At 47.9% G+C, this 23657-nt stretch carries 26 protein-coding genes and 2 pseudogenes; 15 read left to right on the top strand and 13 right to left on the bottom strand.

Annotated features, from left to right (window positions below; all coding sequences use genetic code 11):
- Window positions 1–68 precede the first annotated feature (68 nt).
- The 3 genes from OGY83_RS04325 to OGY83_RS04315 all read left to right on the top strand — a co-directional run bounded on the left by OGY83_RS04325 (window position 69) and on the right by OGY83_RS04315 (window position 1218).
- Entirely contained in the window at window positions 69–281 is a 213-nt protein-coding gene (locus OGY83_RS04325; RefSeq protein ID WP_286635333.1) for a KTSC domain-containing protein, read from the top strand.
- 81 nt (window positions 282–362) lie between these two features.
- Complete coding sequence (gene uspF / locus OGY83_RS04320; protein ID WP_003833207.1) at window positions 363–797, top strand: universal stress protein UspF; 435 nt, start codon at window positions 363–365, stop codon at window positions 795–797.
- Window positions 798–960: 163 nt separating this feature from the next.
- Window positions 961–1218 (top strand): hypothetical protein, encoded by a 258-nt coding sequence (locus tag OGY83_RS04315; RefSeq protein WP_186413346.1) that lies wholly within the window; start codon window positions 961–963, stop codon window positions 1216–1218.
- Window positions 1219–1286: 68 nt separating this feature from the next.
- Here OGY83_RS04315 and OGY83_RS04310 read toward each other — a convergent pair whose 3' ends face one another.
- Window positions 1287–1448 (bottom strand): hypothetical protein, encoded by a 162-nt coding sequence (locus OGY83_RS04310; protein ID WP_167493775.1) that lies wholly within the window; start codon window positions 1446–1448, stop codon window positions 1287–1289.
- Between the two features lie 395 nt (window positions 1449–1843).
- Here OGY83_RS04310 and OGY83_RS04305 point away from each other — a divergent pair, with 395 nt between their 5' ends.
- The 3 genes and pseudogenes from OGY83_RS04305 to ttcA all read left to right on the top strand — a co-directional run bounded on the left by OGY83_RS04305 (window position 1844) and on the right by ttcA (window position 3645).
- A complete protein-coding gene (locus OGY83_RS04305; RefSeq protein WP_123267265.1) occupies window positions 1844–2086 on the top strand; it encodes a DinI family protein in 243 nt (80 codons plus the stop codon).
- A 310-nt stretch (window positions 2087–2396) separates the two neighbouring features.
- A pseudogene (locus tag OGY83_RS04300) lies at window positions 2397–2660 on the top strand (tyrosine-type recombinase/integrase); the annotation flags it as partial.
- Between the two features lie 49 nt (window positions 2661–2709).
- A complete protein-coding gene (gene ttcA, locus OGY83_RS04295) occupies window positions 2710–3645 on the top strand; it encodes a tRNA 2-thiocytidine(32) synthetase TtcA (RefSeq protein WP_123267266.1) in 936 nt (311 codons plus the stop codon).
- Window positions 3646–3723: 78 nt separating this feature from the next.
- Here ttcA and dbpA read toward each other — a convergent pair whose 3' ends face one another.
- The 4 genes from dbpA to OGY83_RS04275 all read right to left on the bottom strand — a co-directional run bounded on the left by dbpA (window position 3724) and on the right by OGY83_RS04275 (window position 7819).
- Window positions 3724–5097 carry an ATP-dependent RNA helicase DbpA gene (dbpA, locus tag OGY83_RS04290; protein ID WP_194210869.1) on the bottom strand — a complete coding sequence of 458 codons (1374 nt, stop codon included), beginning with the start codon at window positions 5095–5097 and terminating at the stop codon, window positions 3724–3726.
- Between the two features lie 28 nt (window positions 5098–5125).
- Window positions 5126–5293 carry a proline-rich small protein YnaL gene (gene ynaL, locus OGY83_RS04285; RefSeq protein WP_003833213.1) on the bottom strand — a complete coding sequence of 56 codons (168 nt, stop codon included), beginning with the start codon at window positions 5291–5293 and terminating at the stop codon, window positions 5126–5128.
- A 275-nt stretch (window positions 5294–5568) separates the two neighbouring features.
- Window positions 5569–6552, bottom strand: a complete 984-nt coding sequence (gene zntB, locus OGY83_RS04280; protein WP_286635331.1) for a zinc transporter ZntB — start codon at window positions 6550–6552, stop codon at window positions 5569–5571.
- Between the two features lie 157 nt (window positions 6553–6709).
- A complete protein-coding gene (locus tag OGY83_RS04275; RefSeq protein WP_194210868.1) occupies window positions 6710–7819 on the bottom strand; it encodes a methyl-accepting chemotaxis protein in 1110 nt (369 codons plus the stop codon).
- Window positions 7820–8230: 411 nt separating this feature from the next.
- On the opposite strand from OGY83_RS04275, the gene OGY83_RS04270 reads away from it, so the two are divergent.
- Together OGY83_RS04270 and OGY83_RS04265 are read left to right on the top strand one after the other, a co-directional pair.
- Window positions 8231–10345, top strand: a complete 2115-nt coding sequence (locus tag OGY83_RS04270; RefSeq protein WP_194210947.1) for a putative bifunctional diguanylate cyclase/phosphodiesterase — start codon at window positions 8231–8233, stop codon at window positions 10343–10345.
- Window positions 10346–10412: 67 nt separating this feature from the next.
- Complete coding sequence (locus OGY83_RS04265; RefSeq protein WP_079937346.1) at window positions 10413–11645, top strand: GGDEF domain-containing protein; 1233 nt, start codon at window positions 10413–10415, stop codon at window positions 11643–11645.
- A 12-nt stretch (window positions 11646–11657) separates the two neighbouring features.
- On the opposite strand, the gene smrA is transcribed toward OGY83_RS04265, so the two are convergent.
- Window positions 11658–12221: a DNA endonuclease SmrA gene (gene smrA / locus OGY83_RS04260; RefSeq protein ID WP_194210867.1), complete on the bottom strand. Its 564-nt coding sequence runs from the start codon at window positions 12219–12221 to the stop codon at window positions 11658–11660.
- Between the two features lie 225 nt (window positions 12222–12446).
- Here smrA and ogt point away from each other — a divergent pair, with 225 nt between their 5' ends.
- The 4 genes from ogt to uspE all read left to right on the top strand — a co-directional run bounded on the left by ogt (window position 12447) and on the right by uspE (window position 16039).
- Window positions 12447–12962 (top strand): methylated-DNA--[protein]-cysteine S-methyltransferase, encoded by a 516-nt coding sequence (gene ogt, locus OGY83_RS04255; protein ID WP_123267272.1) that lies wholly within the window; start codon window positions 12447–12449, stop codon window positions 12960–12962.
- 194 nt (window positions 12963–13156) lie between these two features.
- Window positions 13157–13909 (top strand): fumarate/nitrate reduction transcriptional regulator Fnr, encoded by a 753-nt coding sequence (fnr, locus tag OGY83_RS04250; protein WP_003020397.1) that lies wholly within the window; start codon window positions 13157–13159, stop codon window positions 13907–13909.
- Between the two features lie 146 nt (window positions 13910–14055).
- The gene (locus OGY83_RS04245; RefSeq protein WP_194210866.1) at window positions 14056–14871 is read left to right on the top strand and encodes an APH(3')-I family aminoglycoside O-phosphotransferase; all 816 of its coding nucleotides are present in this window, start codon (window positions 14056–14058) and stop codon (window positions 14869–14871) included.
- Window positions 14872–15088: 217 nt separating this feature from the next.
- On the top strand, window positions 15089–16039 hold the full coding sequence (gene uspE / locus OGY83_RS04240; RefSeq protein ID WP_008784897.1) for a universal stress protein UspE: 951 nt from the start codon (window positions 15089–15091) through the stop codon (window positions 16037–16039).
- A 48-nt stretch (window positions 16040–16087) separates the two neighbouring features.
- Here uspE and OGY83_RS04235 read toward each other — a convergent pair whose 3' ends face one another.
- Window positions 16088–16348 (bottom strand): DUF2534 family protein, encoded by a 261-nt coding sequence (locus tag OGY83_RS04235; protein WP_003020403.1) that lies wholly within the window; start codon window positions 16346–16348, stop codon window positions 16088–16090.
- Window positions 16349–16592: 244 nt separating this feature from the next.
- Between OGY83_RS04235 and OGY83_RS04230 the strand changes: the two genes are divergently transcribed.
- Window positions 16593–17624, top strand: coding sequence for a mechanosensitive ion channel family protein (locus tag OGY83_RS04230; protein ID WP_286635329.1), 1032 nt, complete (start codon window positions 16593–16595; stop codon window positions 17622–17624).
- 38 nt (window positions 17625–17662) lie between these two features.
- On the opposite strand, the pseudogene OGY83_RS04225 reads toward OGY83_RS04230, so the two are convergent.
- From OGY83_RS04225 to OGY83_RS04215, 3 genes and pseudogenes are all read right to left on the bottom strand, one after another.
- Window positions 17663–18698, bottom strand: a pseudogene (locus OGY83_RS04225) (NAD(P)-dependent alcohol dehydrogenase).
- Between the two features lie 43 nt (window positions 18699–18741).
- Window positions 18742–19149 carry a cupin domain-containing protein gene (locus tag OGY83_RS04220; protein WP_172313104.1) on the bottom strand — a complete coding sequence of 136 codons (408 nt, stop codon included), beginning with the start codon at window positions 19147–19149 and terminating at the stop codon, window positions 18742–18744.
- A 211-nt stretch (window positions 19150–19360) separates the two neighbouring features.
- Entirely contained in the window at window positions 19361–19744 is a 384-nt protein-coding gene (locus tag OGY83_RS04215) for a VOC family protein (RefSeq protein WP_286635328.1), read from the bottom strand.
- Between the two features lie 119 nt (window positions 19745–19863).
- On the opposite strand from OGY83_RS04215, the gene OGY83_RS04210 reads away from it, so the two are divergent.
- Window positions 19864–20634, top strand: coding sequence for a DeoR/GlpR family DNA-binding transcription regulator (locus OGY83_RS04210; protein ID WP_079937352.1), 771 nt, complete (start codon window positions 19864–19866; stop codon window positions 20632–20634).
- On the opposite strand, the gene OGY83_RS04205 is transcribed toward OGY83_RS04210, so the two are convergent.
- A complete protein-coding gene (locus tag OGY83_RS04205) occupies window positions 20631–20915 on the bottom strand; it encodes a Rho-binding antiterminator (RefSeq protein ID WP_194210946.1) in 285 nt (94 codons plus the stop codon). The genes OGY83_RS04210 and OGY83_RS04205 overlap by 4 nt on opposite strands.
- A 66-nt stretch (window positions 20916–20981) precedes the next feature.
- Entirely contained in the window at window positions 20982–21212 is a 231-nt protein-coding gene (locus OGY83_RS04200) for a glutaredoxin family protein (protein WP_079937354.1), read from the bottom strand.
- A 114-nt stretch (window positions 21213–21326) separates the two neighbouring features.
- Between OGY83_RS04200 and OGY83_RS04195 the strand changes: the two genes are divergently transcribed.
- Entirely contained in the window at window positions 21327–21890 is a 564-nt protein-coding gene (locus tag OGY83_RS04195) for a MarR family winged helix-turn-helix transcriptional regulator (RefSeq protein WP_194210863.1), read from the top strand.
- Between the two features lie 37 nt (window positions 21891–21927).
- On the opposite strand, the gene mppA is transcribed toward OGY83_RS04195, so the two are convergent.
- Window positions 21928–23541 carry a murein tripeptide ABC transporter substrate-binding protein MppA gene (mppA, locus tag OGY83_RS04190; protein ID WP_286635327.1) on the bottom strand — a complete coding sequence of 538 codons (1614 nt, stop codon included), beginning with the start codon at window positions 23539–23541 and terminating at the stop codon, window positions 21928–21930.
- Window positions 23542–23657: the final 116 nt, after the last annotated feature.

Below are 23657 nucleotides of genomic sequence, written 5' to 3'. Positions count from 1 at the left end.
TGTTGCGCTAAAACACATCTCTGATAGATGATATCTTGCATTAAGGTCTGCAGTAGAGGATACCTGCAATGAATCATCATCCTGTAAAATCATCCCGTATTGCATCCGTCGGCTATGACGAATCCTCCCGCACGCTAGAAATTCGCTTCCATCAGTTGGCTACGCTACAATATCAGCAGGTCCCTGCCCGTATTTTTCGTGATTTCCTGCTCGTCGTTTCTAAAGGTCGATTTTACGATGGAGTAATAAAAGGAAAGTTTCCTGAAATTAAAATAAAGTGATGCCAAAATGTGATCGTTGTCATTGTACATAAAGTGCCATTACGCGGTAAGCTTTAGGAGGATGCTTAAACAGGAGGTTTTATGAACAGAACGATTCTTGTACCCATCGATATTTCAGACTCAGAATTAACTCAACGCGTTATTGCCCATGTTGAAGCAGAAGCAAAGATTGACGATGCGCAGGTCCATTTTTTGACCGTCATTCCGTCACTGCCCTATTATGCTTCTCTGGGACTGGCCTACTCGGCAGAGTTACCGGCCATGGACGATCTGAAAGCCGAAGCGAAATCTCAACTGGAAGAGATTATCAAGAAGTTCAATATCCCAACGGACAGAGTGCACGTTCATGTCGCAGAAGGTGCGCCGAAAGACAAGATTCTGGAGATCGCTAAAAAATTACCGGCCGATATGGTCATTATCGCCTCACACCGACCTGACATCACCACCTACCTGCTGGGCTCTAACGCTGCAGCTGTGGTGCGTCATGCAGAGTGTTCGGTACTGGTAGTCCGCTAAGCTGTCTGGCCCGCACATCGTTGCGGGCTTTTTGCTTCTACCCCTTATCCCCCTCGATTCCTGTCCTAAATGTGCTGACATTTTTCCCGCCAGAACATTCAGCACGTTACCGCTAAAGGCAAACTTATTTGTTCCTTTATTAAGCGCCTGTAGTTTCAGTTTTATGAAATTTGATAATGATCCACTTGTGCAAGCAACCTACGCCCCTAATGCGACAAAATCTACAGTTTTTGCCGCAGGTGGAAAACCAGATAGTGAGATAAATATTCCGGAAATCAATGGGACTTGCATCAACTACACCTTAAGAAAAGATGCAGAAACAATGCCTTTTTATGTGGCATTCGATAAGAATGGGAATAAAAAACATTTTGGCTATATCTCCTGCCAACAGGCGAGAGATAGGGGGATATTTAGCCAATAAGGAAGATTAGAATACCATTCCTCTTATATCAACTAAGATAATAGAGGAATAGATTAATTGCTTATGAATTAGTAACCTGCAGCCTTATTTGCTGCTTTTATGCGCTTATTTCTTGCGTCTTTTTCATTTTTGTCTTTAGCTTGCATTATCCCACTTGCGGCATCCAACCAATCATTTGTTGTGCATCCTGACAATACCATGCTCAACATTAGTGCTAACACACACTTCATTTTAACTCCATCATTTATTTTTCGTACAAATAACGTCCGTGTAATACTTAATGTATTTAACGATTATGCAGACAATTTAACGAATAACCCCAATCCTGGCAAGGAGTCATTTAAACAACCCGTTAAGCAGTGAGGGTATCATTACCATTTTTTAAATGAGGATATTCAAAAAGAATAAATAGGTCCGCAAAAAGATATATTACATAATGAACCCTATGTTTCTACGCATCTATCCTAAATGACAGATCGATGCACAGATAATATCGATTATACGGTTCTCGCTTTCCTACGTTGATGTATCGCTACGTCACGACAACATTACGTCCTCTCTTGAAACCCAGGTAAAAACAGAGTATAAGCACTGTATATAAATCCAGTAAAAAGAGCGATGAGCAATGTTCGTGGAACTCGTTTATGACAAAAGGAATTTTGATGGTCTGCCCGGCGCAAAAGATATTATTCTGGGCGAATTGACCAGGAGGGTTCATCGGATCTTCCCCGATGCTGAAGTTCGGGTTAAACCGATGATGACACTTCCGGCGATCAACACTGACGCCAGCAAGCATGAAAAAGAACAGATAAGCCGTACTGTTCAGGAAATGTTTGAAGAAGCTGATATGTGGCTGGTTTCAGATTAAACACCTTGAACCGTCATATTGTTTAAGTACCATCCGCTGTGACTGGCAATCATTCAATACTCGCACTATCGGACGTTTGCCGGTCGGCCGCAGTCATGCTCTTGCATACGGCATGGTTGCGGCAGTTCGTTACACCTTGCCCTGACATTGCTCGTTGATAGTTCAGAACTGAATTATCTGGCGGTGAGCTGCTCCACAATTTTCTTCAGCGCTTCAATATCTGCTTTCAGCTGATTAATTTCTTCCTGTCCGGGACCATGTACCTTTATTCAATCATGCGGTTCGCAGTTTATTCTGGTCTGGTCACGAAGAGCAAAAATCTTACTACTCTATGAGTAGCATCGGTGCCAGATAGAACTCAGCTGTAAAACGTGCTGGTATTCGTCGCCGTAATCCGTACCATACGCGGCATACTTTTGCCTGCTGGCTGTTATCGGCTGGAGCGAATCCATCATTTATAGCTGATCAGATGGGGCATGAAAACGCGCAAATGGTATACGACGTCTACAGTACATGGATTGAAGAAATGAATGGCGATCGGGTTGCAATGTTGAATAACCAACTAGCCATGTGATTGAAGTTTGCCCATTATATGCCCCTTTTGGTTTTTGAGAATGGTAAGAATGCAAGATAATCAACAAGTTACAAAGAAAGAACAATACAACCTGAACAAATTGCAAAAACGTCTGCGTCGTAACGTGGGCGAAGCCATTGCCGACTTCAATATGATCGAAGACGGCGATCGCATTATGGTGTGCCTTTCCGGCGGGAAAGACAGCTATACCATGCTGGAGATCCTACGTAATTTGCAGCAAAGCGCCCCGATCAGTTTTTCCTTAGTTGCGGTTAACCTCGATCAAAAACAACCCGGTTTCCCGGAGCACATTCTGCCGGAGTATCTGGAAAAGCTGGGCGTTGAGTACAAGATTGTCGAAGAAAACACTTACGGGATCGTCAAAGATAAAATCCCTGAAGGCAAAACGACCTGCTCGCTTTGCTCTCGCCTGCGTCGCGGCATTCTGTACCGTACGGCAACCGAGTTAGGTGCCACCAAGATTGCGCTCGGCCACCATCGCGACGACATCCTGCAAACGCTGTTTTTAAACATGTTCTACGGCGGGAAAATGAAAGGTATGCCGCCGAAGCTGATGAGTGATGACGGTAAGCACATCGTGATCCGCCCGCTGGCTTACTGCCGTGAGAAAGATATCGAGCGTTTCTCCGAGGCGAAAGGCTTCCCAATTATTCCGTGCAACCTGTGCGGCTCACAGCCTAACCTACAGCGCCAGGTCATTGCTGACATGCTGCGTGACTGGGACAAACGCTATCCAGGCCGTATTGAAACCATGTTCAGCGCAATGCAGAACGTTGTGCCTTCACATCTGAGCGATATCAATCTGTTCGATTTTAAAGGCATTAAGCACGGTTCAGAGGTTGTGGACGGCGGTGATTTAGCGTTCGATCGTGAAGAGATCCCGCTGCAACCTGCGGGCTGGCAGCCAGAAGAAGATGATGCTCAACTGGATGAATTACGCCTGAACGTGGTGGAAGTGAAGTAAGCATCTGTCAGGCCTACAACGTGCATAAGCGCCTGTAGGCCTGATAAGCGGAGCGCCATCAGGCACTCCAGCGGGCATTTATTTCAATAAACGGACCCGGCAAGTCTTGCCTTTAATCTTCCCGTTTTGTAATTGCTTCCACGCCTTATGCGCTTCAGTCTGGCGAATGGCGACATAGACGTGCGCCGGGTGAACGGCAATTTTGCCGATATCAGCGCCATCCAGGCCAATGTCACCGGTCAGAGCCCCCAGAACATCGCCAGGACGCATTTTAGCCTTTTTACCACCATCAATGCATAACGTCGCCATCTCTGCTTCCAGCGGCAGGATTGAGACGTTAGTTGGCGCTGGCAACCAGTTCAGCTTCAGTTGCAGCATTTCAGAAAGAATGTTGGCACGCTGCGCTTCTTCCGGCGCACAGAAGCTAATCGCCAGACCGCTATTGCCGGCACGCGCGGTACGTCCGATACGATGGACGTGGACTTCCGGATCCCACGCCAGTTCGAAGTTAACTACCAGCTCAAGCGATTTGATATCCAGGCCACGTGCGGCCACATCGGTTGCGACCAGGACGCGCGCGCTACCGTTGGCAAAACGAACCAGCGTCTGATCGCGATCGCGCTGTTCCAGGTCGCCATGTAATGACAGTGCGCTTTGCCCTGCCGCATTCAGTGCATCACAAACGGCCTGACAATCTTTTTTGGTGTTACAAAAAACCACACACGATGCGGGCTGATGCTGGCTGAGTAGCTTTTGCAGCAGCGGAATTTTTCCGTGGCTGGAAATTTCGAAAAACTGCTGTTCAATCGCCGGCAGCGCATCGACCGTATCTATTTCAATCGTTAATGGATTTTGCTGTACCCGACCACTGATAGCAGCAATGGCTTGCGGCCAGGTTGCGGAAAACAGCAAGGTCTGACGTGACGCAGGCGCAAAGCGGATCACATCATCAATCGCATCGCTAAAGCCCATATCCAGCATGCGGTCAGCTTCATCCATAACCAGCGTATTCAGGGCATCCAGAGAAACGGTGCCCTTTTGCAGGTGGTCAAGTAAACGACCCGGAGTGGCAACAATAATATGTGGTGCATGTTGCAGGGAGTCGCGCTGTGCGCCAAAGGGTTGCCCACCGCACAGCGTTAAGATTTTAGTGTTTGGCAGAAAGCGCGCTAAACGACGCAGTTCACCCGCCACCTGGTCGGCAAGCTCTCGCGTTGGGCACAGCACCAGAGACTGCGTCTGAAACAGCGCGGCATCAATATGCTGTAATAGCCCAAGACCAAAAGCAGCCGTTTTGCCACTGCCGGTTTTAGCCTGCACGCGAACATCTTTACCCGCCAGGATTGCCGGTAATGCAGCAGCCTGAACAGGCGTCATTTCAAGATAACCCAGCTCGTTAAGGTTCTCGAGTTGAGCAGCAGGTAAAACATTCAGGGTTGAAAAAGCGGTCACAATTTAATCTCGCGGTAAAAACTCACATTCAGCAGGCGCGTATCCTCGCAGATCTGTGCCCGTGATGCGACAATTTAATCGGTTCTTCATCCGGCGGAGGATCCGGCATGGGCTGCGGACGAGGAATGGGATCGGGAATGGGAACCGGGTCAGTCGGTAGCGAATCAGTGTGCGACGTTGCAATCAGACAGGTCATATGCCCCTCCAGTCATTCAGGTTGACCCTTTTAGGGTAGACGCTGATTTCCTGCAGGCAAAAAAAAGCCGACTAATCTAAGTCGGCGTCGTACGAATCAATTGTGCTATGCAGTAATTCAAAAAAGGAAGTAAGACAATATGGAGCGCAACGCCCATCGCTTGACGTTGCATTCACCTGCGAGAGAGATATTGCCCCGAATAGGTAGATGGTTTATTGACCTTGCTCAAAATTCAGGACGTTTTCATGCGCAAAAGTCACTAAAAAACGTTGTTGTTACAACCATTTACTACGATGCAACCATAAAGTAACACCACCAATCAGGACCACTAACAGAATACAAAAAAGTGAGAAACCAAACTGCCAACCACCGCCGGGGATACCGCCGAGGTTAACGCCGAAAAGCCCGGTTAAAAATGTGCTGGGAAGAAAAACCATTGCCATCAATGACATTGTATACGTTCGGCGAGCCAGAGACTCCTGCATCACCTGCGCAATTTCATCCGCCATAATACCGGTCCGGGCAATACAGGCGTCTATTTCATCCAGCCCTCTCCCCAGCCTGTCAGCGATATCCTGCATCCGTCTCCGATGGTCGTCGGTCATCCAGGACAACCGTTCACTCGCCAGACGGGCATAGACATCACGCTGTGGCGCCATATAACGGCGCATCACAATTAACTGCTTACGCAGTAAAGCCAGAAAACCACGCGGTGGGATCTGCTGATCGAGCAGGTTATCTTCCAGATCAATAATCTTGTCGTGCAGCTGTTCGATAAATTCGCTGGCATGGTCGGTTAGCGCATCACAAACATCCACCAGCCAACTACCACAATCAGCCGGTCCTGTCCCTTCCTGGAGATCGCTGACCACATCATCCAGCGCCAGCACTTTGCGCTGGCGGGTTGAGACAATCAGACGTTCATCCATATATAAGCGCATCGCCACCAGTTGGTCAGGTCGCTCATCGGTGCTGCCGTTAATACAGCGCAGTGTAATCAGCGTACCTTCCCCGACTCTACTGACGCGCGGGCGCGTACTTTCGCCTGCCAGCGCATCACGCACATTATTGGGAAGTAAAGGCGTTGTCGCCAGCCATTGTGCGCTTTCAGGATGGGTATAATTAAGATGTAGCCAACAGGGATGCTGACTGTCGATAATATCGTTATCTTCCAAGGGTTTGACCCCACCCCGGCCATCCAACAGCCAGGCAAACACGGCATCCGGCACATTAACATCCGTTCCCTTAATGGCTTCCACAGCGCCTCCACAAACATTCAGCTTTTTTCGTTAGTCTAGCTGTCAGAATATGTTAAGCAATATCTCATTGTCCCATTGTGCTGAAATGATTCATAAAAGTATCTGATAATACATAAGAAAAGCGCCGACGAATGCGGCGCTAGTTTCGAGAACCCAGTTAAGCCCGCTGCCATCTCTCTGACTCAAGAGCGTTACTTAAGCGAAATTTATGTGTTCGTGACTGGAGATCAATCACCTGGTTTTTCAGGATGCCTGAGGAATCAGAAAGCTCATCAACCATAATGGCATTACTTTGGGTTACATTCTCCAGTTCGGCCAGTGCATGAGTAATTCTGATAATTCCTTTCTCCTGTTCCTGTGTAGTGGTTAATATCTCGCCCATCAGTTGGTTTAATTGACCGGCACCACCGACAATATCATGCATATTTTTTTCTGCTTCACGCACAATAGCTGCGCCTTGCTGAACATTTTGATGGGTTTGGGCAATCAGTTGCTTAATATTCTTAGCAGCATCTGCACTACGGTGTGCAAGCATTCTTACTTCACCGGCCACCACGGAAAAACCTTTGCCATGCTCACCGGCCCTCGCCGCTTCCACGGCAGCATTCAATGCCAGAATATTTGTCTGGAATGCGATACCATCGATTAGCGTAATAATTTCCGTCATCTGCTGTGCACACTCGGTGATTGAACGCATATTTGTCGCAACCTGTACCATTAATTCTCCACCCTGAATGGCGCATTGCGTGGCAACTGTTGCCTGGACGCTGGCGATTTGCGTGTTGTCAGCATTATTTCGCGTATTAACGGCTATTTCATCCATATTAGCCGCCGTCTGCATCAATGCTCCGGATTGTTGTTCCGTTTTCACTGAAAGCTCGGCGCTGCGTTCCGCAAGCTGTTCAGAGAGCGCCATCGCCGTTTGCGAGGATGTTCTGATCTCATTAACGAGTGTTGAAATATTACTCGATAAACTATTGATGCCCGGTATTAGTCTACCCGCACAATTATTACCAAACTCTGGAATACTGATCGCCAGATTCCCAGACGTCACTTCCTCAATGCTCCTTTTAACCGTATTGATCGGCATGACCAGGTATTTCGTCATGTACCACCATAAGCATAATATAGAAATAATGCTTACCACATTTGTACTAATTATAATTTCTGGAGCGGCTGAAAAAGTTATCTCAACAATATTGAGAGCAACTGCCGTAATGAGTAGAAATAAAATAATAAAGGTTCTGACGCTAATATCATTTAACATTTTAGTCCTGTGCACAAAGAAATTATGTAGATATTATTTTTTATAGCACCTGCAATGCAGAATGCCATTGCTCTGCGACGAAAGCTGAACTTTCAATGAGAGTCTGCAGTCCTTTTACTTAAGGCAGGAAATTACACCTTTTATTTCTATTAGTTCAGTGTTTTATCCCATCAAATGGCTGTAATGGCGCCAGGCATCAGGTTATTGTGATGACAAGCACATGGAGAGCATAAAACGCACAGAACTATAAATTTGGTGAATGTTTATATAAGTAATGGCTTGTTAATTTCACTATCTCCCGGCCCCCTCTAATACCTGTGTAAAAACACAAGAACATTCCTGGTTTTATCATGTTAACTGGACAAAACCTGCTAGATTTATTAGCACGGCTTTTTTCCGATAGGTAGTATGATGTTGAACGTGTCGTGGGACCCTGTATTGATTGGGATTTCCTTTGTTGTCGCGTTTATTGCCTCTTTTATTGCTCTCGATAGTGCGGGCAAGGTGGCGATATCCAACCGACGAGAATCTACCTTCTGGCGGCTGTCTGGCGGGGCTACGCTAGGGATGGGCATTTGGTCGATGCATTTTATCGGTATGCTGTCCATGAAAATGAGTATGCCGATCAATTACCATTTTTCGCTCACGGCATTTTCTTTCTTTATTGCGCTCATTTCTGCAACTCTCGCCATTAATATCGCCATTTCAGGTAATACGCTTTCAACAAAACGATTAGTCTTAGCCACAGGAATATTAAGCGCCGGTGTCGTCACCATGCACTACGTTGGCATGTATGCCATCATTGAGCATGTTGCCATTCTATGGAATCGTTCGCTGATACTGCTCTCAGTGATGATTGCCATCGTTGCATCTGGTGTGGGTTTGTGGCTGGCCTTTCATTTGCGCCAAAATACCCGTCGAGCCCTGATCAATCGACTTATCGCCGCCCTTATTATGGCGCTGGCGATTGCCTCTATGCATTACACCGGGATGGGAGCAGCAACGTTCACCCATTTTGGACACACTGCACACGATGGACTCAGCACGCTGGAACTCTCTGTCTGGGTCTGCGCCGTCACACTGGTTATTTTGGGTATCATGTTGGTGGTCTCAATGGTGGATTCGCAACTGCGTACCTCCCGACTGGCTGACAACTTACATCAACTTAACAGCCAGCTTGAGCATCAGGTCCACTTCGACGCACTAACAGGGCTTGCCAATCGCACACAAATAGATGCCTGCTTGCAGGCCTGTCTGCAGCATTCCAAACTGCACCAGCATCAATTTGCTCTGGTATTCATCGACCTCGATCGCTTCAAAGTCGTTAACGATACCTGGGGACATCACATCGGCGATCAGTTGCTGATCGCCAGTACGCAGCGAATCTACAGCTGCCTTGATGATACCATGACGCTGGCGAGGCTGGGGGGAGATGAGTTTATTCTCCTGATTCCTGACTGCAATAAAGAGGATATCCCCGCTCTGCTGACCCGAATTGCGGCTGCGATTGGTGATCCTTTCACGCTGTTCGGGTACACCATTCGGGTTTCGTTAAGTGCAGGAAGCTGTATTTATCCTGAGCATGGCTCCACGTTGCATGAGTTAAAAGTAAAGGCTGATATGGCGATGTATCATGTCAAACAGGCTGGCAGAAACGGTTGGGCTATTTATAGCCCGGAAATGGAAGCCATCGCCGATACACCGCCGACATTTTTACAGGAACTGTCACAAGCACTGGAACACGATCAATTTGAGCTTTGGTATCAACCCAAATACACCGCCGGAGATCATTCCCTGACCGGTTTTGAAGCGTTATTACGCTGGCATCACCCGGAACGCGGCATGCTGTTACCTGCTGAGTTTCTGCCTGCACTGGAAGAAACAGGCCTTATCATCCCGGTCGGAAAATGGGTTATTCAGCAGGCATGCCAGCAGTTACATCAATGGAAGTTACAGGGCCATGCGGAATGGACCCTCGCCGTTAATCTTTCCCCTTCCCAGTTTGAACAACATGATATCGTTGATGTGGTGTGCAGCGCCCTTGCACAATATCAACTATCACCTGCATATCTCACGCTGGAATTGACTGAAAGTACAGCACTTAAAAATTTAAAACGTAGCGCTGAAGTCTTGAATGCATTTTCATCTTTAGGGATCACCGTTTCTATTGATGATTTCGGCACCGGTTATTCAAATATATTGATGTTGAAGTCTCTTCCGGCACGAGAATTAAAAATTGACAGAGTATTTGTCAAAGATATCAGCGAGAACAGCAAAAATACAAAGATTGTGTCTACTATTATTGACATAGCCCACTCCATGAATATGCAAGTGGTGGCTGAAGGAATAGAGACCCAGGAGCAGGAAATACTCCTGACCCAGATGGGATGTGGCGTGCTGCAAGGTTTCTTGTTTGCAAAACCGTTGCCTGCACATCAGATCCATGAATTGATTCCAACGGAAAGCAATATTAAGCAACAGCGAATCGTACAGTCTTTGTCTCCTCAACAATCAATAACTTTATGAGACTGTAATATAAAAAACAGATGCCATTAAACGGGCAACACAGCAGATAAAGATAACGGGATTATCGATGAGCACAACCGAGCTGCATTCACTGGATTTATTAACCCTGCCGGTGTGGATTGTTTCGCCGCATACCGAAGAACTGGTGTTCGCTAATACCGTTGCACGGGAACTGATGCAGGCCCCCTGCTTTTCTCTACTCCGCAAGGGCATATTTTCAACACATGCCCAGAATGATTTAACCATGTATCTCAGCGATTTGAGAAATCATCACGATATTGTGGAAATCCTTACGGTCTACCGCGAAGGTGAGGACGTCGCAATGGCCAGCCGCCTGTCCATCCGCTCTCTGCCGGAATCAGGTGACGTTATTCTTTTCGAAGGCATTGAAACACCGACTTCGCATGGTCTGAAAGCGAGCCGTTCAGCAAATTATCAGCGAAAAAAACAGGGATTTTACGCGCGTTTTTTCCAGACCAACTCGGCCCCAATGTTACTTATCGATCCGTCGCGTGATGGGCTGATCGTTGATGCAAATCTCAGTGCGCTAAATTTTTATGGCTATAGCCATGATACGATGTGTCAGAAACATACATGGGAAATCAATACGCTGGGTCGCCATATACTCCCGGTGATGCATGAAATCGCCCATCTTCCCGGTGGCCATAAACCTTTGCATTTTGTGCATAAACTTGCAGACGGCACATCCCGTCATGTACAAACCTACGCCGGGCCAATCGAAATCTACGGTAATAAGCTCATGCTGTGCATTATTCATGATATTACCGAGCAAAAGCGGCTGGAACAGGAGCTTGAGCGTGCGGCCCTGCGTGACGCCTTAACCGGATTGCTTAACCGTCGACATTTTTATCAGGTAACCGAGCCGGAGCAGACCCACGCGATGTCATTGACACAGGATTACAGCCTGCTGTTGATCGACACCGATCGCTTTAAAAGCATTAACGATCTTTTTGGTCATTTAAAAGGTGATGAGGTACTTTGCGCTCTGGCACGCACACTTGAATCCTGTGCAAGAAAGGACGATCTGATTTTTCGCTGGGGAGGTGAAGAATTTGTGCTGCTGCTGCCGCGAACCTCGTTGGACATTGCCCTCAATCTCGCAGAAGTGATACGGGCGACGGTGGCCAAAGTGACTCTCCCCGGCCTTCCCCGCTTTACCGTCAGCATTGGTGTAGCACGGCACGAAACAAATGAAAGCATCGATGAGTTATTCAAACGCGTTGACGACGCGTTATACAAAGCCAAGAACGAAGGCAGAAACAGAGTGCTGGCCGCCTGATGTTTACGTCGTTCAGCGACTACGTTTAGCGTGACGCTCCCAGTTGTCCTGTTTTGCCTGTGCGGTTTTACGCAATGCCACATAACATGCCCCGCTGCCGCCGTGATGCGGCAGTGCGGCGCAGTATGCTTGAACGTCGTCCAATTCCGTCAACCAGCGCGCTACGTAGCTGCGAATAATATTGGCATGGGAGTTATCGTCACGCCCCTTGCCGTGTATCACCAGCACGTTACGCAATCCTTCCTGCTGCGCCTGCAGAATAAAGCTAAAAAGCATCTGACGACATGTTTCAACAGGCTGGCGAATAAGATTAAGACTCGCCTGCTGCGGGTATTTTCCGTTTCGCAGCTTGTCAATCACGCCGTTCTGTAAACCTTCGCGACGAAACTCGAGCGGCACATTCAACGGGACAATATCGAGAAAACCCGTCGAGAGAAAATTATCCAGTTGAAGCGTATCGATACGCGCCGGAGTGCGAAGATTGCGCATGGGCTGCCAGTGTACATCGGCATGGCTTTTCAGCGGTTGAACATCCCCCATTGCGTCAAGAAACAGCGATGCATCATCAAGGTTCATGTTTCATCCTCCAGCGTATTGCGACGGGCATTATCATAACCGCGCACTATTATACCGACAACTATACCGATACCGGTTTACAGTTATTTCCAATAATTAACCGGATCCACCGCGCTTAACCGATCTACTCACGACAGGTTGATATCCATTTTTAGGGGTATAGCTGCGACGGTCGCTGGCGTGATAATGTGTAGCCTCGCCTGAATGCTGTAATGAGAGAAACGGATGCTTAACTTACTGGAAGACACCATCGACACGCCGCTGGGCCCGCTGTGGGTTATTTGTGATGAGCAATTTCGCCTGCGCGCAGTGGAATGGGATCAGCACAGCGATCGCATGGAACAATTGCTGAATATTCATTACCGTACAGAAGGTTATCAGCGCATTACCGCCAAAAACCCAGGTGGATTAAGCGACAAACTCTCTGAGTATTTTGCCGGAAACCTCAGCATCATTGACACGCTGGAAACGGCAACCGCTGGGACGCCTTTCCAGCGTGAAGTCTGGCAAGCATTACGCACTATTCCCTGCGGGCAGGTCATGCATTATGGTCAGTTGGCCGAACAACTGGGACGCCCCGGCGCTGCAAGAGCCGTCGGCGCTGCTAATGGCTCCAATCCAGTAAGCATTGTGGTCCCCTGTCATCGCGTCATTGGACGTAACGGCACCATGACCGGATATGCCGGCGGCGTACAACGAAAAGAGTGGTTATTGCGCCACGAAGGTTATTTGCTACTCTAGATTCCAGGCAATTAATGCCTTATTCATCACACTTCCGCATAATGCGACCCTAAATTAAGTATGGTTAATCAAGCAGATACAAACATTCACTCCAGTTATGCCTGAATTATTCTCTATTGGGAGTAGCTCAGGCTTACGTGCTCACCAAAAAGATGTTAAAATTGACAAATATCAATTACGGCTTGAGCAGACCTATGATCCCGGAAAAGCGAATTATACGGCGCATTCAGTCTGGCGGTTGTGCTATCCATTGCCAGGATTGCAGCATCAGCCAGCTTTGCATCCCGTTCACACTTAACGAGCATGAGCTTGACCAGCTCGATAACATCATCGAGCGTAAAAAGCCTATCCAAAAAGGGCAGACGCTCTTTAAAGCAGGTGATGAGCTTAAATCACTCTACGCTATCCGCTCCGGAACGATAAAAAGCTATACCATTACCGAACAAGGCGATGAGCAAATTACCGGTTTCCATCTGGCGGGTGACCTGGTAGGTTTTGACGCCATTGGCAGCGGCCATCACCCGAGCTTTGCTCAGGCGCTGGAAACCTCAATGGTATGCGAAATTCCTTTTGAAACACTGGATGACCTGTCCGGTAAGATGCCGAACCTGCGTCAGCAGATGATGCGTCTGATGAGTGGCGAAATCAAAGGCGACCAGGATATGATCCTGTTGTTGTCGAAGAAAAACGCTGAAGAGCGCCTGGCGGCCTTTATCTACAATCTGTCTCGTCGCTTCGCCCAGCGTGGATTCTCGCCTCGCGAATTCCGCCTGACCATGACCCGTGGCGACATCGGTAACTACCTAGGTCTGACGGTTGAAACCATCAGCCGCCTGCTGGGTCGTTTCCAGAAAAGCGGCATGCTGGCGGTGAAAGGCAAATACATCACTATTGAGAACAGCGACGCGCTGGCAGTTCTTGCCGGCCACACGCGTAACGTTGCGTAATCTTTCCGCAATCATCTCTGTTATCCTTCTGTCAAATCGTTAAATTATCCCAATTTATCGTTCTGGCAGGAGGCTCTCCCCTGTTTTAATAATCAACTTGTAATGTGTGCACCCGCCATTTATCCATACTCAGACAAAGGAATGTTATGAATCATATCCACAGGGAAAGCACCTGCGCGCGTTTGCAATTAAACTCAAGTCTGGACCATGAGCTTGATGGCTATAAATGGGCACGTGATCATGTCGGTCAATCTGGTGCTGCAATCTACCGACTGTACGACAAAGTGGATGCCCCGGAATTATATCTGAAGCAAGGTAACGGTAGCGTTGCTGATGATATTACGGATGAAATGGTCAGGCTCATCTGGTTGAAAGATTACATCCCGCTGCCAAGCGTTAAGCATTATTCCCGAACGCCTGATGAAGCATTGCTACTCACCACGGCAATACCGGGGAAAACTGCCTTCCAGATGTTAGAAGAACACCCTGATAAGAGTAATGATATTGTCGATGCTTTGGCAACATTTCTGCGTCGGTTACATGCCATTCCAGTAAATAGCTGTCCTTTTAACAGCAATCACCAATTTCGTCTCACACTGGCACAAACTCGCATGAAAAATAATCTTGTTGATGCCGAAGATTTTGATGATGAACGCAATGGCTGGTCTGTCGAACAGGTCTGGGAAAAGATGCATACCTTTTTGCCCTTCTCATCCGTTCCTTTTGTTACTCACGGCGACTTTTCGCTGGATAACATTATTTTTTGTAATGATGAAATCGTAGGGTGTCTTGATGTGGGACGAGTGGGCATCGCCGATCAATACCAGGATCTCGCTATTCTCTGGAACTGCCTCGGTGAATTTTCACATTCATTGCAAAACAGGCTTTTTCAACAATATGGCATTCCTCAACCTGACGAGAAAAAAATGCAGTTTCACTTGATGCTTGATGAGTTTTTTTAAATTTACAGGGCATCACTGCCAAAGGGGGCGGAAGAGTCGCTGTACTACAGGTGCCGCATCTACTGAGAAAAATTGTTTAAATTGAGCAGGATGTAGTTAAAAGCTGGAGATTTCCCCAATTTATTGATCTGGCTAGAGGTTCTCCCCTGTTTCAAACCACATTATTGGGTTACTCTTTTAGTTACAAACTGCGATGACAGTTGTAAGGAGACCCTGTATGGCTATGTATAAAAATATGCTGGTCGTCATCGACCCAAACCAGGACGATCAACCAGCATTACGGCGAGCTGTTTATTTGCATCAACGGATTGGTGGCAAAATTAAAGCCTTTTTGCCGATCTATGACTTTTCCTATGAGATGACTACCCTGCTGTCGCCAGATGAGCGTACGGCAATGCGTCAGGGGGTCATCAGCCAGCGAACTGCATGGATACGTGAACAAGCGAAATACTACATCGAAGCAGGGATCCCTTTGGATATTAAAGTGGTCTGGCATAACCGACCCTTTGAAGCCATCATCCAGGAAGTCATCAGCGCCAGGCATGATCTGGTCCTCAAGATGGCGCACCAACACGACCGCCTCGAAGCCGTGATATTTACGCCAACCGACTGGCATTTATTGCGTAAATGCCCAAGTCCGGTATGGATGGTGAAAGACCAGCCATGGCCTGAAGGGGGTAAAGCACTGGTTGCCGTAAACCTCGCCAGTGAAGAGGCTTATCACAACGCGCTCAATGAAAAACTGGTCAAAGAGACGCTACAGCTTGCAGAACAGGTTAACCATACCGAAGTGCATCTGGTAGGCGCCTACCCTGTTACGCCAATCAACATCGCGATTGAACTGCCTGAATTTGATCCCAGCGTTTATAACGACGCAATCCGTGGACAGCATCTGCTGGCCATGAAGGCGCTACGCCAGAAATTCAGTATTGATGAGAAAGTGACGCATGTTGAAAAAGGCTTACCTGAAGAGGTCATTCCTGATTTAGCCGAGCACTTGCAGGCAGGTATTGTAGTATTGGGGACCGTCGGACGTACCGGTATTTCTGCTGCGTTCCTTGGTAATACCGCGGAACAGGTTATCGATCATCTACGCTGTGACCTGCTGGTCATCAAGCCAGATGAATATCAGACACCGGTTGAACTGGACGACGAAGAAGACGATTAACCACACAATAAAATGCCGGATGGCGATATCATCCGGCATTTTAAACGCTTAGTGTTGCTCTTCGCCGCCGAGGAAATAGATACCAAGCGGGATAGCCAACAGAATCGTAAACACCATGCTGTAGACACAAATCATTGCAGATTGAATGGCGTACATTGAAGCGGTCCAGTCGGATAGAGGAATGTCATACTGTTCAATAACGCCACCAATCGTCGCCCGCGTCACCACCGACGCTGCGATAATAAACACTCCAAGCAGGCACAACAGAAACTTCCGTCCCTTCGCTGTTTTCAGCTTAGCCATGATCATAGTACTGTCCTTTTGCAGATGAAAGCCTTGTTACTTTGCGCTAACAATACCATGACATCAACTGACTGTCTGCTACATAAACCGCATACAGGGTTGACGTCAGCGCTATTTCGCTGAAAATAGCGCTGATTGCATTATTTATCTCTCCTTTTAATTAATGATCTGACCTCCTGAACTGAGTAAAATATCCGGGGATTAGGATGTCAGATGATATTTAGCTAACACGGAGTTGCCAGGAAGAATCATGATCGCTGAACTGTTTATGAATAATGCGTTTAATTTGACGGTAATTCTCAGCTGCTGTGCCGCGCTGGTCCTGATGAGCGTCTGGTATCATCGTGGAGAGCGTCGCTGCAAAGGATTCATATTTCATGCCGCACAATTTTTTGTCTATGCCATTATCATTGGGACGTTTGGCAGCATTGCTAATAACGTTATCGAAAGTTACAGCCTGAAATTTATCTCCCCCAGCGTAGTCGACTTTATCTGCACCTCGTTGATTGCGCTGATCCTGACCATCAAACTTTTTCTGGTGATTAATCAGTTTGAAAAGACGCAGATTAATAAAGGCAGAGATATCACCAGTGCGAGGATCCTGTCGCGTATCATCAAGATTACCATCGTGATTGCCATCATTTTATTGTATGGCGAACACTTCGGTATGAGCTTATCCGGCCTGTTAACCTTTGGCGGTATTGGCGGTATCGCTGTGGGTATGGCGGGTAAAGATATTCTGAGCAACTTTTTCTCAGGCATTATGCTCTATTTCGACAGACCGTTTAGCATAGGCGATTGGATCCGCTCCCCGGACCGCAATATTGAAGGCACGGTAGCAGAAATTGGCTGGCGAATGACTAAGATAAACACCTTCGACCATCGTCCGTTGTATGTGCCAAACTCGATTTTCTCCTCCATCAGCGTAGAAAACCCAGGACGCATGACCAACCGGCGTATTAAAACGGTGATCGGGTTACGATATGAGGATGCTGATAAAGTCGGTGCCGTTGTCGAGTCGGTCAGAGAAATGCTGCAAAACCATCCAGAAATAGACCAGAAACAAACTCTGTTGGTCTATTTTAATGAATTTGCCGATTCATCGTTGAATATCATGGTGTATTGCTTCACGAAAACCACCGTCTGGAAGGAATGGCTCGCGGTACAGCAAGACGTTTATTTAAAGATTATCACTATAGTCCAGGCAAACGGCGCCGACTTTGCATTCCCCAGCCAGACGCTATATATGGATAATCCTGAAGCATCGCCATCGACACACTAACAAAAGAAAAGACGCGGAAATCCGCGTCTTTTTTGTACTTATTTCAATGAGGCAATATCAATTACAAAGCGGTATTTCACATCGCTTTTCAACATCCGCTGCCAGGCATGGTTTATATCCTGAATATTGATCACTTCGACATCGGCGGTGATACCATGCTGACCGCAGAAATCCATCATCTCCTGCGTTTCGGCAATGCCACCGATAACGGACCCCGCCACAGACCTACGCCCAAGGATCAGGGGAACCGTATTCAGCAACGGCTCCAACGCACCGAGATAACCAACCAGCACCAGCGTACCGCTTAGCGCCAGGGTTGGGATATACGGGTTCAGGTCATGAACGTAGGGCACAGTATCAATAATCAAATCAAACTGATTCGCTGTCGCTTTCATCTGCTCACTGTCAGTGGAAAGCACAACGTGGCTGGCGCCCAAACGTCTGGCATCAGCTTCTTTGCCCGGTGAACGCGTAAACAGCGTAACTTCCGCGCCCAGCGCATTGGCCAGTTTGATTGCCATATGCCCGAGCCCACCCAGACCGACAACCGCGACTTTACTGCCCTCGCCTACCTGCCAGTGCCGCAGAGGCGACCATGTCGTGATCCCGGCGCAAAGCAGCGGCGCCGCACCGCGTAAATCGATCCCTTCAGGGACCTTCACCACAAACTTTTCGGTAACGACAATTTTGTCAGAATAGCCGCCAAAAGTGGGCAGACCGTCATGACGTGAGCGTGTTGCCTTCTTCGCAATACTGCTCTAGCCCCTGTTCACAGGCGCTACAATGTTGGCATGAATCAACCATGCAGCCTACCCCTGCGAGATCTCCCACTTTGAATTTTGTTACCGACTTACCAACATGCACCACGCGGCCAATGATTTCATGCCCTGGTACCATCGGATATGTAGCACCACCCCAATCGTTGTAGGCGTTGTGGATATCCGAGTGACATACACCGCTGTATAAAATATCGATAACCACATCATCTTCACGCGGATCACGACGAACAAAATTATGGGGGACTAAATCTTCTTTTACCGCCAGAGCAGCATAACCCTTCACATTCATGACCATTGAGATCTCCTCAGGGATTAGGTGTTACCAGAACCAGCATAGTTCAGGGCAGGAGGTTGTACTCAGCGTCGCTAACCGGTTCCAGCCATTCGTTCGACGCGCCAGGGGCCGGGATTTCCACGGCTATGTGGGCAAACCAACTATCACGCGCAGCGCCGTGCCAATGTTTCATTCCCGCCGGAATGTGCACGACATCACCGGTTTTCAGCTCGCGTGCCGGTTGGTTCCACTCCTGATACCAGCCTCTGCCACCGGTCACCAGCAATATTTGTCCGCCCTCATGATGAACATGCCAGAAGTTACGACAACCCGGTTCAAATGCGACATTGCCAATTACCACGCCTTCCATGGAAAGCATGGTCAGATAGCTGTCGCCAGTGAAATACTTCGCATACGCTTCATTCTTCTCTCCACGCGGAAAGACGCTGTTACCATCAAATTGTTGATTCATAATCTCCGCGTCAGCGCTGGGCACGGTATTCAGTTGATTTTGCATTTCGACTCTCCAAAACGGTGGCGGCATGCGCCACCGGATGCTGAAAACTATAAAAATTATAGAGACTCGACAGGCTGGTGATTAGAGGTGGAAAGAAGGACAAACTTATGAATCATGTTCATTAATAATGAGCGTACGATTTATCTCATGGCGCTTGCTTTAAGCCCTACGCCACAATTTCAATCAGGTTACCATCCGGATCGCGTATCACCGCTTCGTAATAGCCATCACCCGTAGTGCGTGGGCCAGAAACTAATACACCCCGTTCTTTTGCACGCATCGCCATGGCATCAACATTTTCGCTACCGCCAACGGAAATAGCGAGATGCACCCACCCTGAAGTGTTATTGTCCGGAGTATGTTTTATCAGCCCGGGCTTAGTCATTAACTCAATCGCGATATCTTCACCCATTCTGACAAAATAGGATTCAAATCCAGGATTGGTTTTACTGCAGTATTTTTCGTTGATTCTTGCGTCAAAAAACGAGACCCAAAAGTGAGCTTGCTGCTCAAGATCTTGCGTCCATAACGCCATATGCGCAATCTTCATAGCGAACCTCTTCCCGTTGTATCCAGAATAGTACGGCCCCTGTAAGGGATGTTGACATCGTTAATCATAATGCACGATCATGCACTTTATTGCTCGATGTTTATTTATCTGGAGTATCTATGCTCGATTACGCCGCATTCCCGGAACAGCGCCAGGCACTTATCTATCAGATCCTGCAAGAAAACGGCAGGGTCATTTGTTCTGAACTCGCTAACCGATTAGGCGTTTCTGAACACACAATTCGTCGTGATTTGCATGAATTGAGCAAAGATGGCGTGTGTAAAAAAGTTTATGGTGGCGCGGTCATTGCACTCCCTGAATCCGAAGACATCGCCGTGCGCAAGAGTATTAATGTAGCCAAAAAGAGCAACATCGCGCAGAGATGTGCCAGACTGGTCAAATCTGGAAGCTGTATTTTTATCGACACGGGTAGCACCAATCTGGCAATGGCGGAAGCTCTGCCCGCCGAACTGGCGTTAACCGTGGTGACAAATTCACCTGAGATTGCCGCGGTTTTGCTAAAAAAACCGCTGTTTGAGGTCATTATGCTGGGTGGCGTGGTGCAGAGATCTTCAGGTGGGTGTGTGGGAGCTTCCGCCATCGCACAAGTGCAGGACATTTTATTCGATCAGGGATTTATTGGCGGCTGCGCGATGTCGCCTGAATCCGGCTTAACGGGGTTCGATTACGCGGATTGTGAGTTCAAAAAAGCGGTGATCAAACAATGTAATGAAACTATCGTCGCGCTAACGGCTGAAAAAATCCCAGCCGTCGCCCGATATGTCGTCACCGAAAGCAGCAATATCGATGTGATTGTTGTAGAGGATAATATCAGCAAAGAGTATGCCACAGCGTTCCAGGCGCACGACATTCGGATTTATACCGTCTAACCGCGGTAGGATCGCTGAAAACTTACTGTGCTAAACATCGCTCCTGGCGTCAGCGCGGTGATCGCTGACAGACAATCCAGACGGATTTTTTGCTGGTTTTCAGGTTGCCCCACTACCAGAAACTCTTCTTTTTCCACCGTGGTACACGTCGTCAGCGCTTTAGCATCAAAACATGCGCCATCCGTTAGTTCAATGCGCAACCAATAGTGGTACATGCAGGCGATTTCCAGATAATCATGAAGATCGCAATCTATCGGGTGATACTCTTCGGTCGTTTTCATCACGCTACCTTCCCCAACGTCTTGTATATTCGGGAAATCGCCAACGCAACTTCCCGAACTATCCTGCTATTTCAACGCTTCCATGGGAGCGCCAAAATTAATATGCAGCACATTGCCGTCAATCACCAGCGCCGGGACAGATTTCACGCCAGCCACTTCAGCCTCAGCAACCCGATCAGGTTGCTCTCCCAGATGAACCACATCGATTTCAACATCCGCAGACAAGTGCTGCAGAAGTGTCTGCTCTGCGGAAACACAAACCGGGCAACCTGCATGATAGAAACGAGCTTTAGTCATGATACATCTCCTTTAAATTATAGTATCGAATCGATACTATAATATATGCTACGCTGCTTTTATTCTTTGTCAATATAGTTTTTAATCGATACTATATGCCGAGGAGGATTTGTTATGCCCGACATGTCACTTTTCGACGTACTCGACCGGCTTTCCAGCCTGACACGGATGTGGTTTCGCCAGCATCCTTTACTGGCGGATCTGCAGCCAGTACAACTTAGCGCGTTAATGTATCTGGCCCGTTGTAATCGTTACTCCAATACGCCACTTGGCGTGACAGACTATCTTGGTCTCACCAAAGGTACCGTGTCGCAATCGCTGAAGCTTTTGGAAAACAAAGGGTTGATTGTTCGCAAGCCGGATGACCGTGATAAACGTAGCGTCCATCTACACTTAAGTGAGGCGGCCAATACCTTACTGGAAGCCCTACTGCCCCCCACGTTTTTAGTGGAAGGTGAATCGGCAATGGGTGAACGGGCGAGCGTGCTCAGGGAACTGCTGTTAGAACTATTACGCGGGATCCAGAGGACCAACAATGTGCCTGGCTTTGGTCTTTGCCATAGCTGTCGGTTCCACCAAAAAATTGACAGTCAGGGATTTTGTAATCTGACGAAAGAGTCATTGAATGAAGATGATTCGCTGCTGATTTGTCGGGAGCATCAGCCGCCGGAAATATAAAATGGCTGGTGTAAAATCACACCAGCCATTATTTCTGTTAGTGCTTAACGATATACATTGTGCGGCTATAGGCCACATCTTCAGGGTTAGTAATCGGATAACCTTTCAGCCACGGTTTAATTAAACGCCCGTTGGTATACTGATAAATCGGCGCAATAGGTGCCTGTTCCATCAGAATTTTCTCCGCGGCGTTATAATCGGCATTGCGCGCTTTCTCCGTATTCTCCAGAGTTGCCTGGGTCAACACTTTGTCGTACGCCGGATCATTAAAGCGGGAGATATTGCCCGTATGGGTCGATGTTAATAGCGACAAGAACGTAGAAGGCTCATTGTAGTCACCCACCCATGAGGCGCGGATCACATCAAAATTACCGGTATTACGGCTGTCGATATAAGTTTTCCATTCCTGGTTCTGCAGTTTTACGTCAACACCGAGGTTCTTCTTCCACATAGAAGCCACTGCGATAGCAATCTTCTGATGATTTTCTGAGGTGTTGTACAGCAGCGTCAGTTTAAGCGGTTTCTGCGGGCCATAGCCCGCCGCACGTAGCAGCGTTTTCGCCTGCGCGTTTAGCTCTTCCTGACTCATTTGCTCAAACGGTGAAGGTTCCGGCACAAATCCTGCCGTTACATCCGGCGTAAAATGCCATGCAGGTTTCTCACCGGTACCCAAAACTTTCTCCGCCATCAGACGACGATCGATAGTCATGCTGAGTGCCAGGCGCACGCGTGAGTCGGCAGTCGGTCCCTTCTGGGTATTGAAGGCATAATAATAAGTACCAAGCTGCGGCGGGGTGTAAACCTGACCCGGGATATCCTTCAACAGTTTCTGGTACATATTTTTCGGGAAGGACTCGGTAATATCGATATCACCAGCAAGATAGCGCTTGGTCGCAGCTGATTCCTGGTTGATCGGCAGGAAGGTGACTTTTTGCAGCACTGTTTTGGCGTTGTCCCAATAATGCGTGTTCGGCACCACTTCCAGTTTTTCGTTGACGACGCGATCTTTGAGCACATAGGCGCCGTTACCAATCAGGTTGCCTGGTTTGGTCCACTCTTTGCCGCTCTCAACGTTGGCTTTTTGTACCGGATAGAATGCAAAACTCGCCGTCAGATTGGCAAACCAGGGCAGCGGTTTATCCAGTTGAACTTTCAATGTCCGTGCATCGACAGCACTAACGCCAAGTTTATCAGGTGTGGCTTTGCCATCGATAATAGCCTGAGCATTATTAATACCCGCCAGCGCAGCAAACCAGGCAAACGGCGACAGCGTTTTTGGATCAACCAGACGCTGCCAGCTATAGACAAAATCCTGCGCCGTTACCGGCGTACCATCCGCCCATCGCGCATTGTTGCGCAGCGTAAACGTCCAGATGCGGTTATCGTTACTCTTCCACTGGGTAGCGACGCCAGGCACGATCTCACCCTTCTCATTCTGGTTGACCAGCCCTTCAAATAAATCACGAATTACCTGAATTTCAGGCAGCCCGACGGCTTTTGCCGGATCAAGCGACGCCGGTTCGTCTTTTATATGACGCACCAGTTCTTGTTTCTCTGCCAGTACCGTTCCGCTGGGAACATCAGCAGCCCAGGATAAAGAAATGCTGCTAACCAACAACGCACAACAGGTTACTGAAACAGAATGCTGCATAAGATACCCTCAATTCCGGCTACTAAGTGAATGTGTAATTATTTGTATCGCCAGCAGGAAATGCAATTAACTTCCGACAAGAAAGTGATATTACACCTGAAAAGATAAGTGTGTGA

This window comes from Citrobacter sp. Cpo090, assembly GCF_030332665.1.
Lineage (GTDB): Bacteria > Pseudomonadota > Gammaproteobacteria > Enterobacterales > Enterobacteriaceae > Citrobacter > Citrobacter portucalensis.
This window is presented reverse-complemented; position numbering and strand designations above follow the sequence as displayed.

What these genes read in the sequence shown, in the direction of transcription:
- ogt (WP_123267272.1), top strand. Translation starts at nt 12,447, where the DNA reads ATGCTTAACTTACTGGAAGACACCATCGACACGCCGCTGGGCCCGCTG.
- OGY83_RS04310 (WP_167493775.1), bottom strand. Translation starts at nt 1,448, where the DNA reads ATGAAGTGTGTGTTAGCACTAATGTTGAGCATGGTATTGTCAGGATGC.
- OGY83_RS04200 (WP_079937354.1), bottom strand. Translation starts at nt 21,212, where the DNA reads ATGACTAAAGCTCGTTTCTATCATGCAGGTTGCCCGGTTTGTGTTTCC.
- OGY83_RS04325 (WP_286635333.1), top strand. Translation starts at nt 69, where the DNA reads ATGAATCATCATCCTGTAAAATCATCCCGTATTGCATCCGTCGGCTAT.
- OGY83_RS04270 (WP_194210947.1), top strand. Translation starts at nt 8,231, where the DNA reads ATGTTGAACGTGTCGTGGGACCCTGTATTGATTGGGATTTCCTTTGTT.
- OGY83_RS04215 (WP_286635328.1), bottom strand. Translation starts at nt 19,744, where the DNA reads ATGAAGATTGCGCATATGGCGTTATGGACGCAAGATCTTGAGCAGCAA.
- OGY83_RS04205 (WP_194210946.1), bottom strand. Translation starts at nt 20,915, where the DNA reads ATGAAAACGACCGAAGAGTATCACCCGATAGATTGCGATCTTCATGAT.
- OGY83_RS04305 (WP_123267265.1), top strand. Translation starts at nt 1,844, where the DNA reads ATGTTCGTGGAACTCGTTTATGACAAAAGGAATTTTGATGGTCTGCCC.
- uspE (WP_008784897.1), top strand. Translation starts at nt 15,089, where the DNA reads ATGGCTATGTATAAAAATATGCTGGTCGTCATCGACCCAAACCAGGAC.
- ynaL (WP_003833213.1), bottom strand. Translation starts at nt 5,293, where the DNA reads ATGACCTGTCTGATTGCAACGTCGCACACTGATTCGCTACCGACTGAC.
- smrA (WP_194210867.1), bottom strand. Translation starts at nt 12,221, where the DNA reads ATGAACCTTGATGATGCATCGCTGTTTCTTGACGCAATGGGGGATGTT.
- uspF (WP_003833207.1), top strand. Translation starts at nt 363, where the DNA reads ATGAACAGAACGATTCTTGTACCCATCGATATTTCAGACTCAGAATTA.
- OGY83_RS04210 (WP_079937352.1), top strand. Translation starts at nt 19,864, where the DNA reads ATGCTCGATTACGCCGCATTCCCGGAACAGCGCCAGGCACTTATCTAT.
- mppA (WP_286635327.1), bottom strand. Translation starts at nt 23,541, where the DNA reads ATGCAGCATTCTGTTTCAGTAACCTGTTGTGCGTTGTTGGTTAGCAGC.
- OGY83_RS04195 (WP_194210863.1), top strand. Translation starts at nt 21,327, where the DNA reads ATGCCCGACATGTCACTTTTCGACGTACTCGACCGGCTTTCCAGCCTG.
- fnr (WP_003020397.1), top strand. Translation starts at nt 13,157, where the DNA reads ATGATCCCGGAAAAGCGAATTATACGGCGCATTCAGTCTGGCGGTTGT.
- OGY83_RS04220 (WP_172313104.1), bottom strand. Translation starts at nt 19,149, where the DNA reads ATGAATCAACAATTTGATGGTAACAGCGTCTTTCCGCGTGGAGAGAAG.
- OGY83_RS04315 (WP_186413346.1), top strand. Translation starts at nt 961, where the DNA reads ATGAAATTTGATAATGATCCACTTGTGCAAGCAACCTACGCCCCTAAT.
- OGY83_RS04275 (WP_194210868.1), bottom strand. Translation starts at nt 7,819, where the DNA reads ATGTTAAATGATATTAGCGTCAGAACCTTTATTATTTTATTTCTACTC.
- ttcA (WP_123267266.1), top strand. Translation starts at nt 2,710, where the DNA reads ATGCAAGATAATCAACAAGTTACAAAGAAAGAACAATACAACCTGAAC.
- OGY83_RS04265 (WP_079937346.1), top strand. Translation starts at nt 10,413, where the DNA reads ATGAGCACAACCGAGCTGCATTCACTGGATTTATTAACCCTGCCGGTG.
- OGY83_RS04235 (WP_003020403.1), bottom strand. Translation starts at nt 16,348, where the DNA reads ATGATCATGGCTAAGCTGAAAACAGCGAAGGGACGGAAGTTTCTGTTG.
- OGY83_RS04230 (WP_286635329.1), top strand. Translation starts at nt 16,593, where the DNA reads ATGATCGCTGAACTGTTTATGAATAATGCGTTTAATTTGACGGTAATT.
- OGY83_RS04245 (WP_194210866.1), top strand. Translation starts at nt 14,056, where the DNA reads ATGAATCATATCCACAGGGAAAGCACCTGCGCGCGTTTGCAATTAAAC.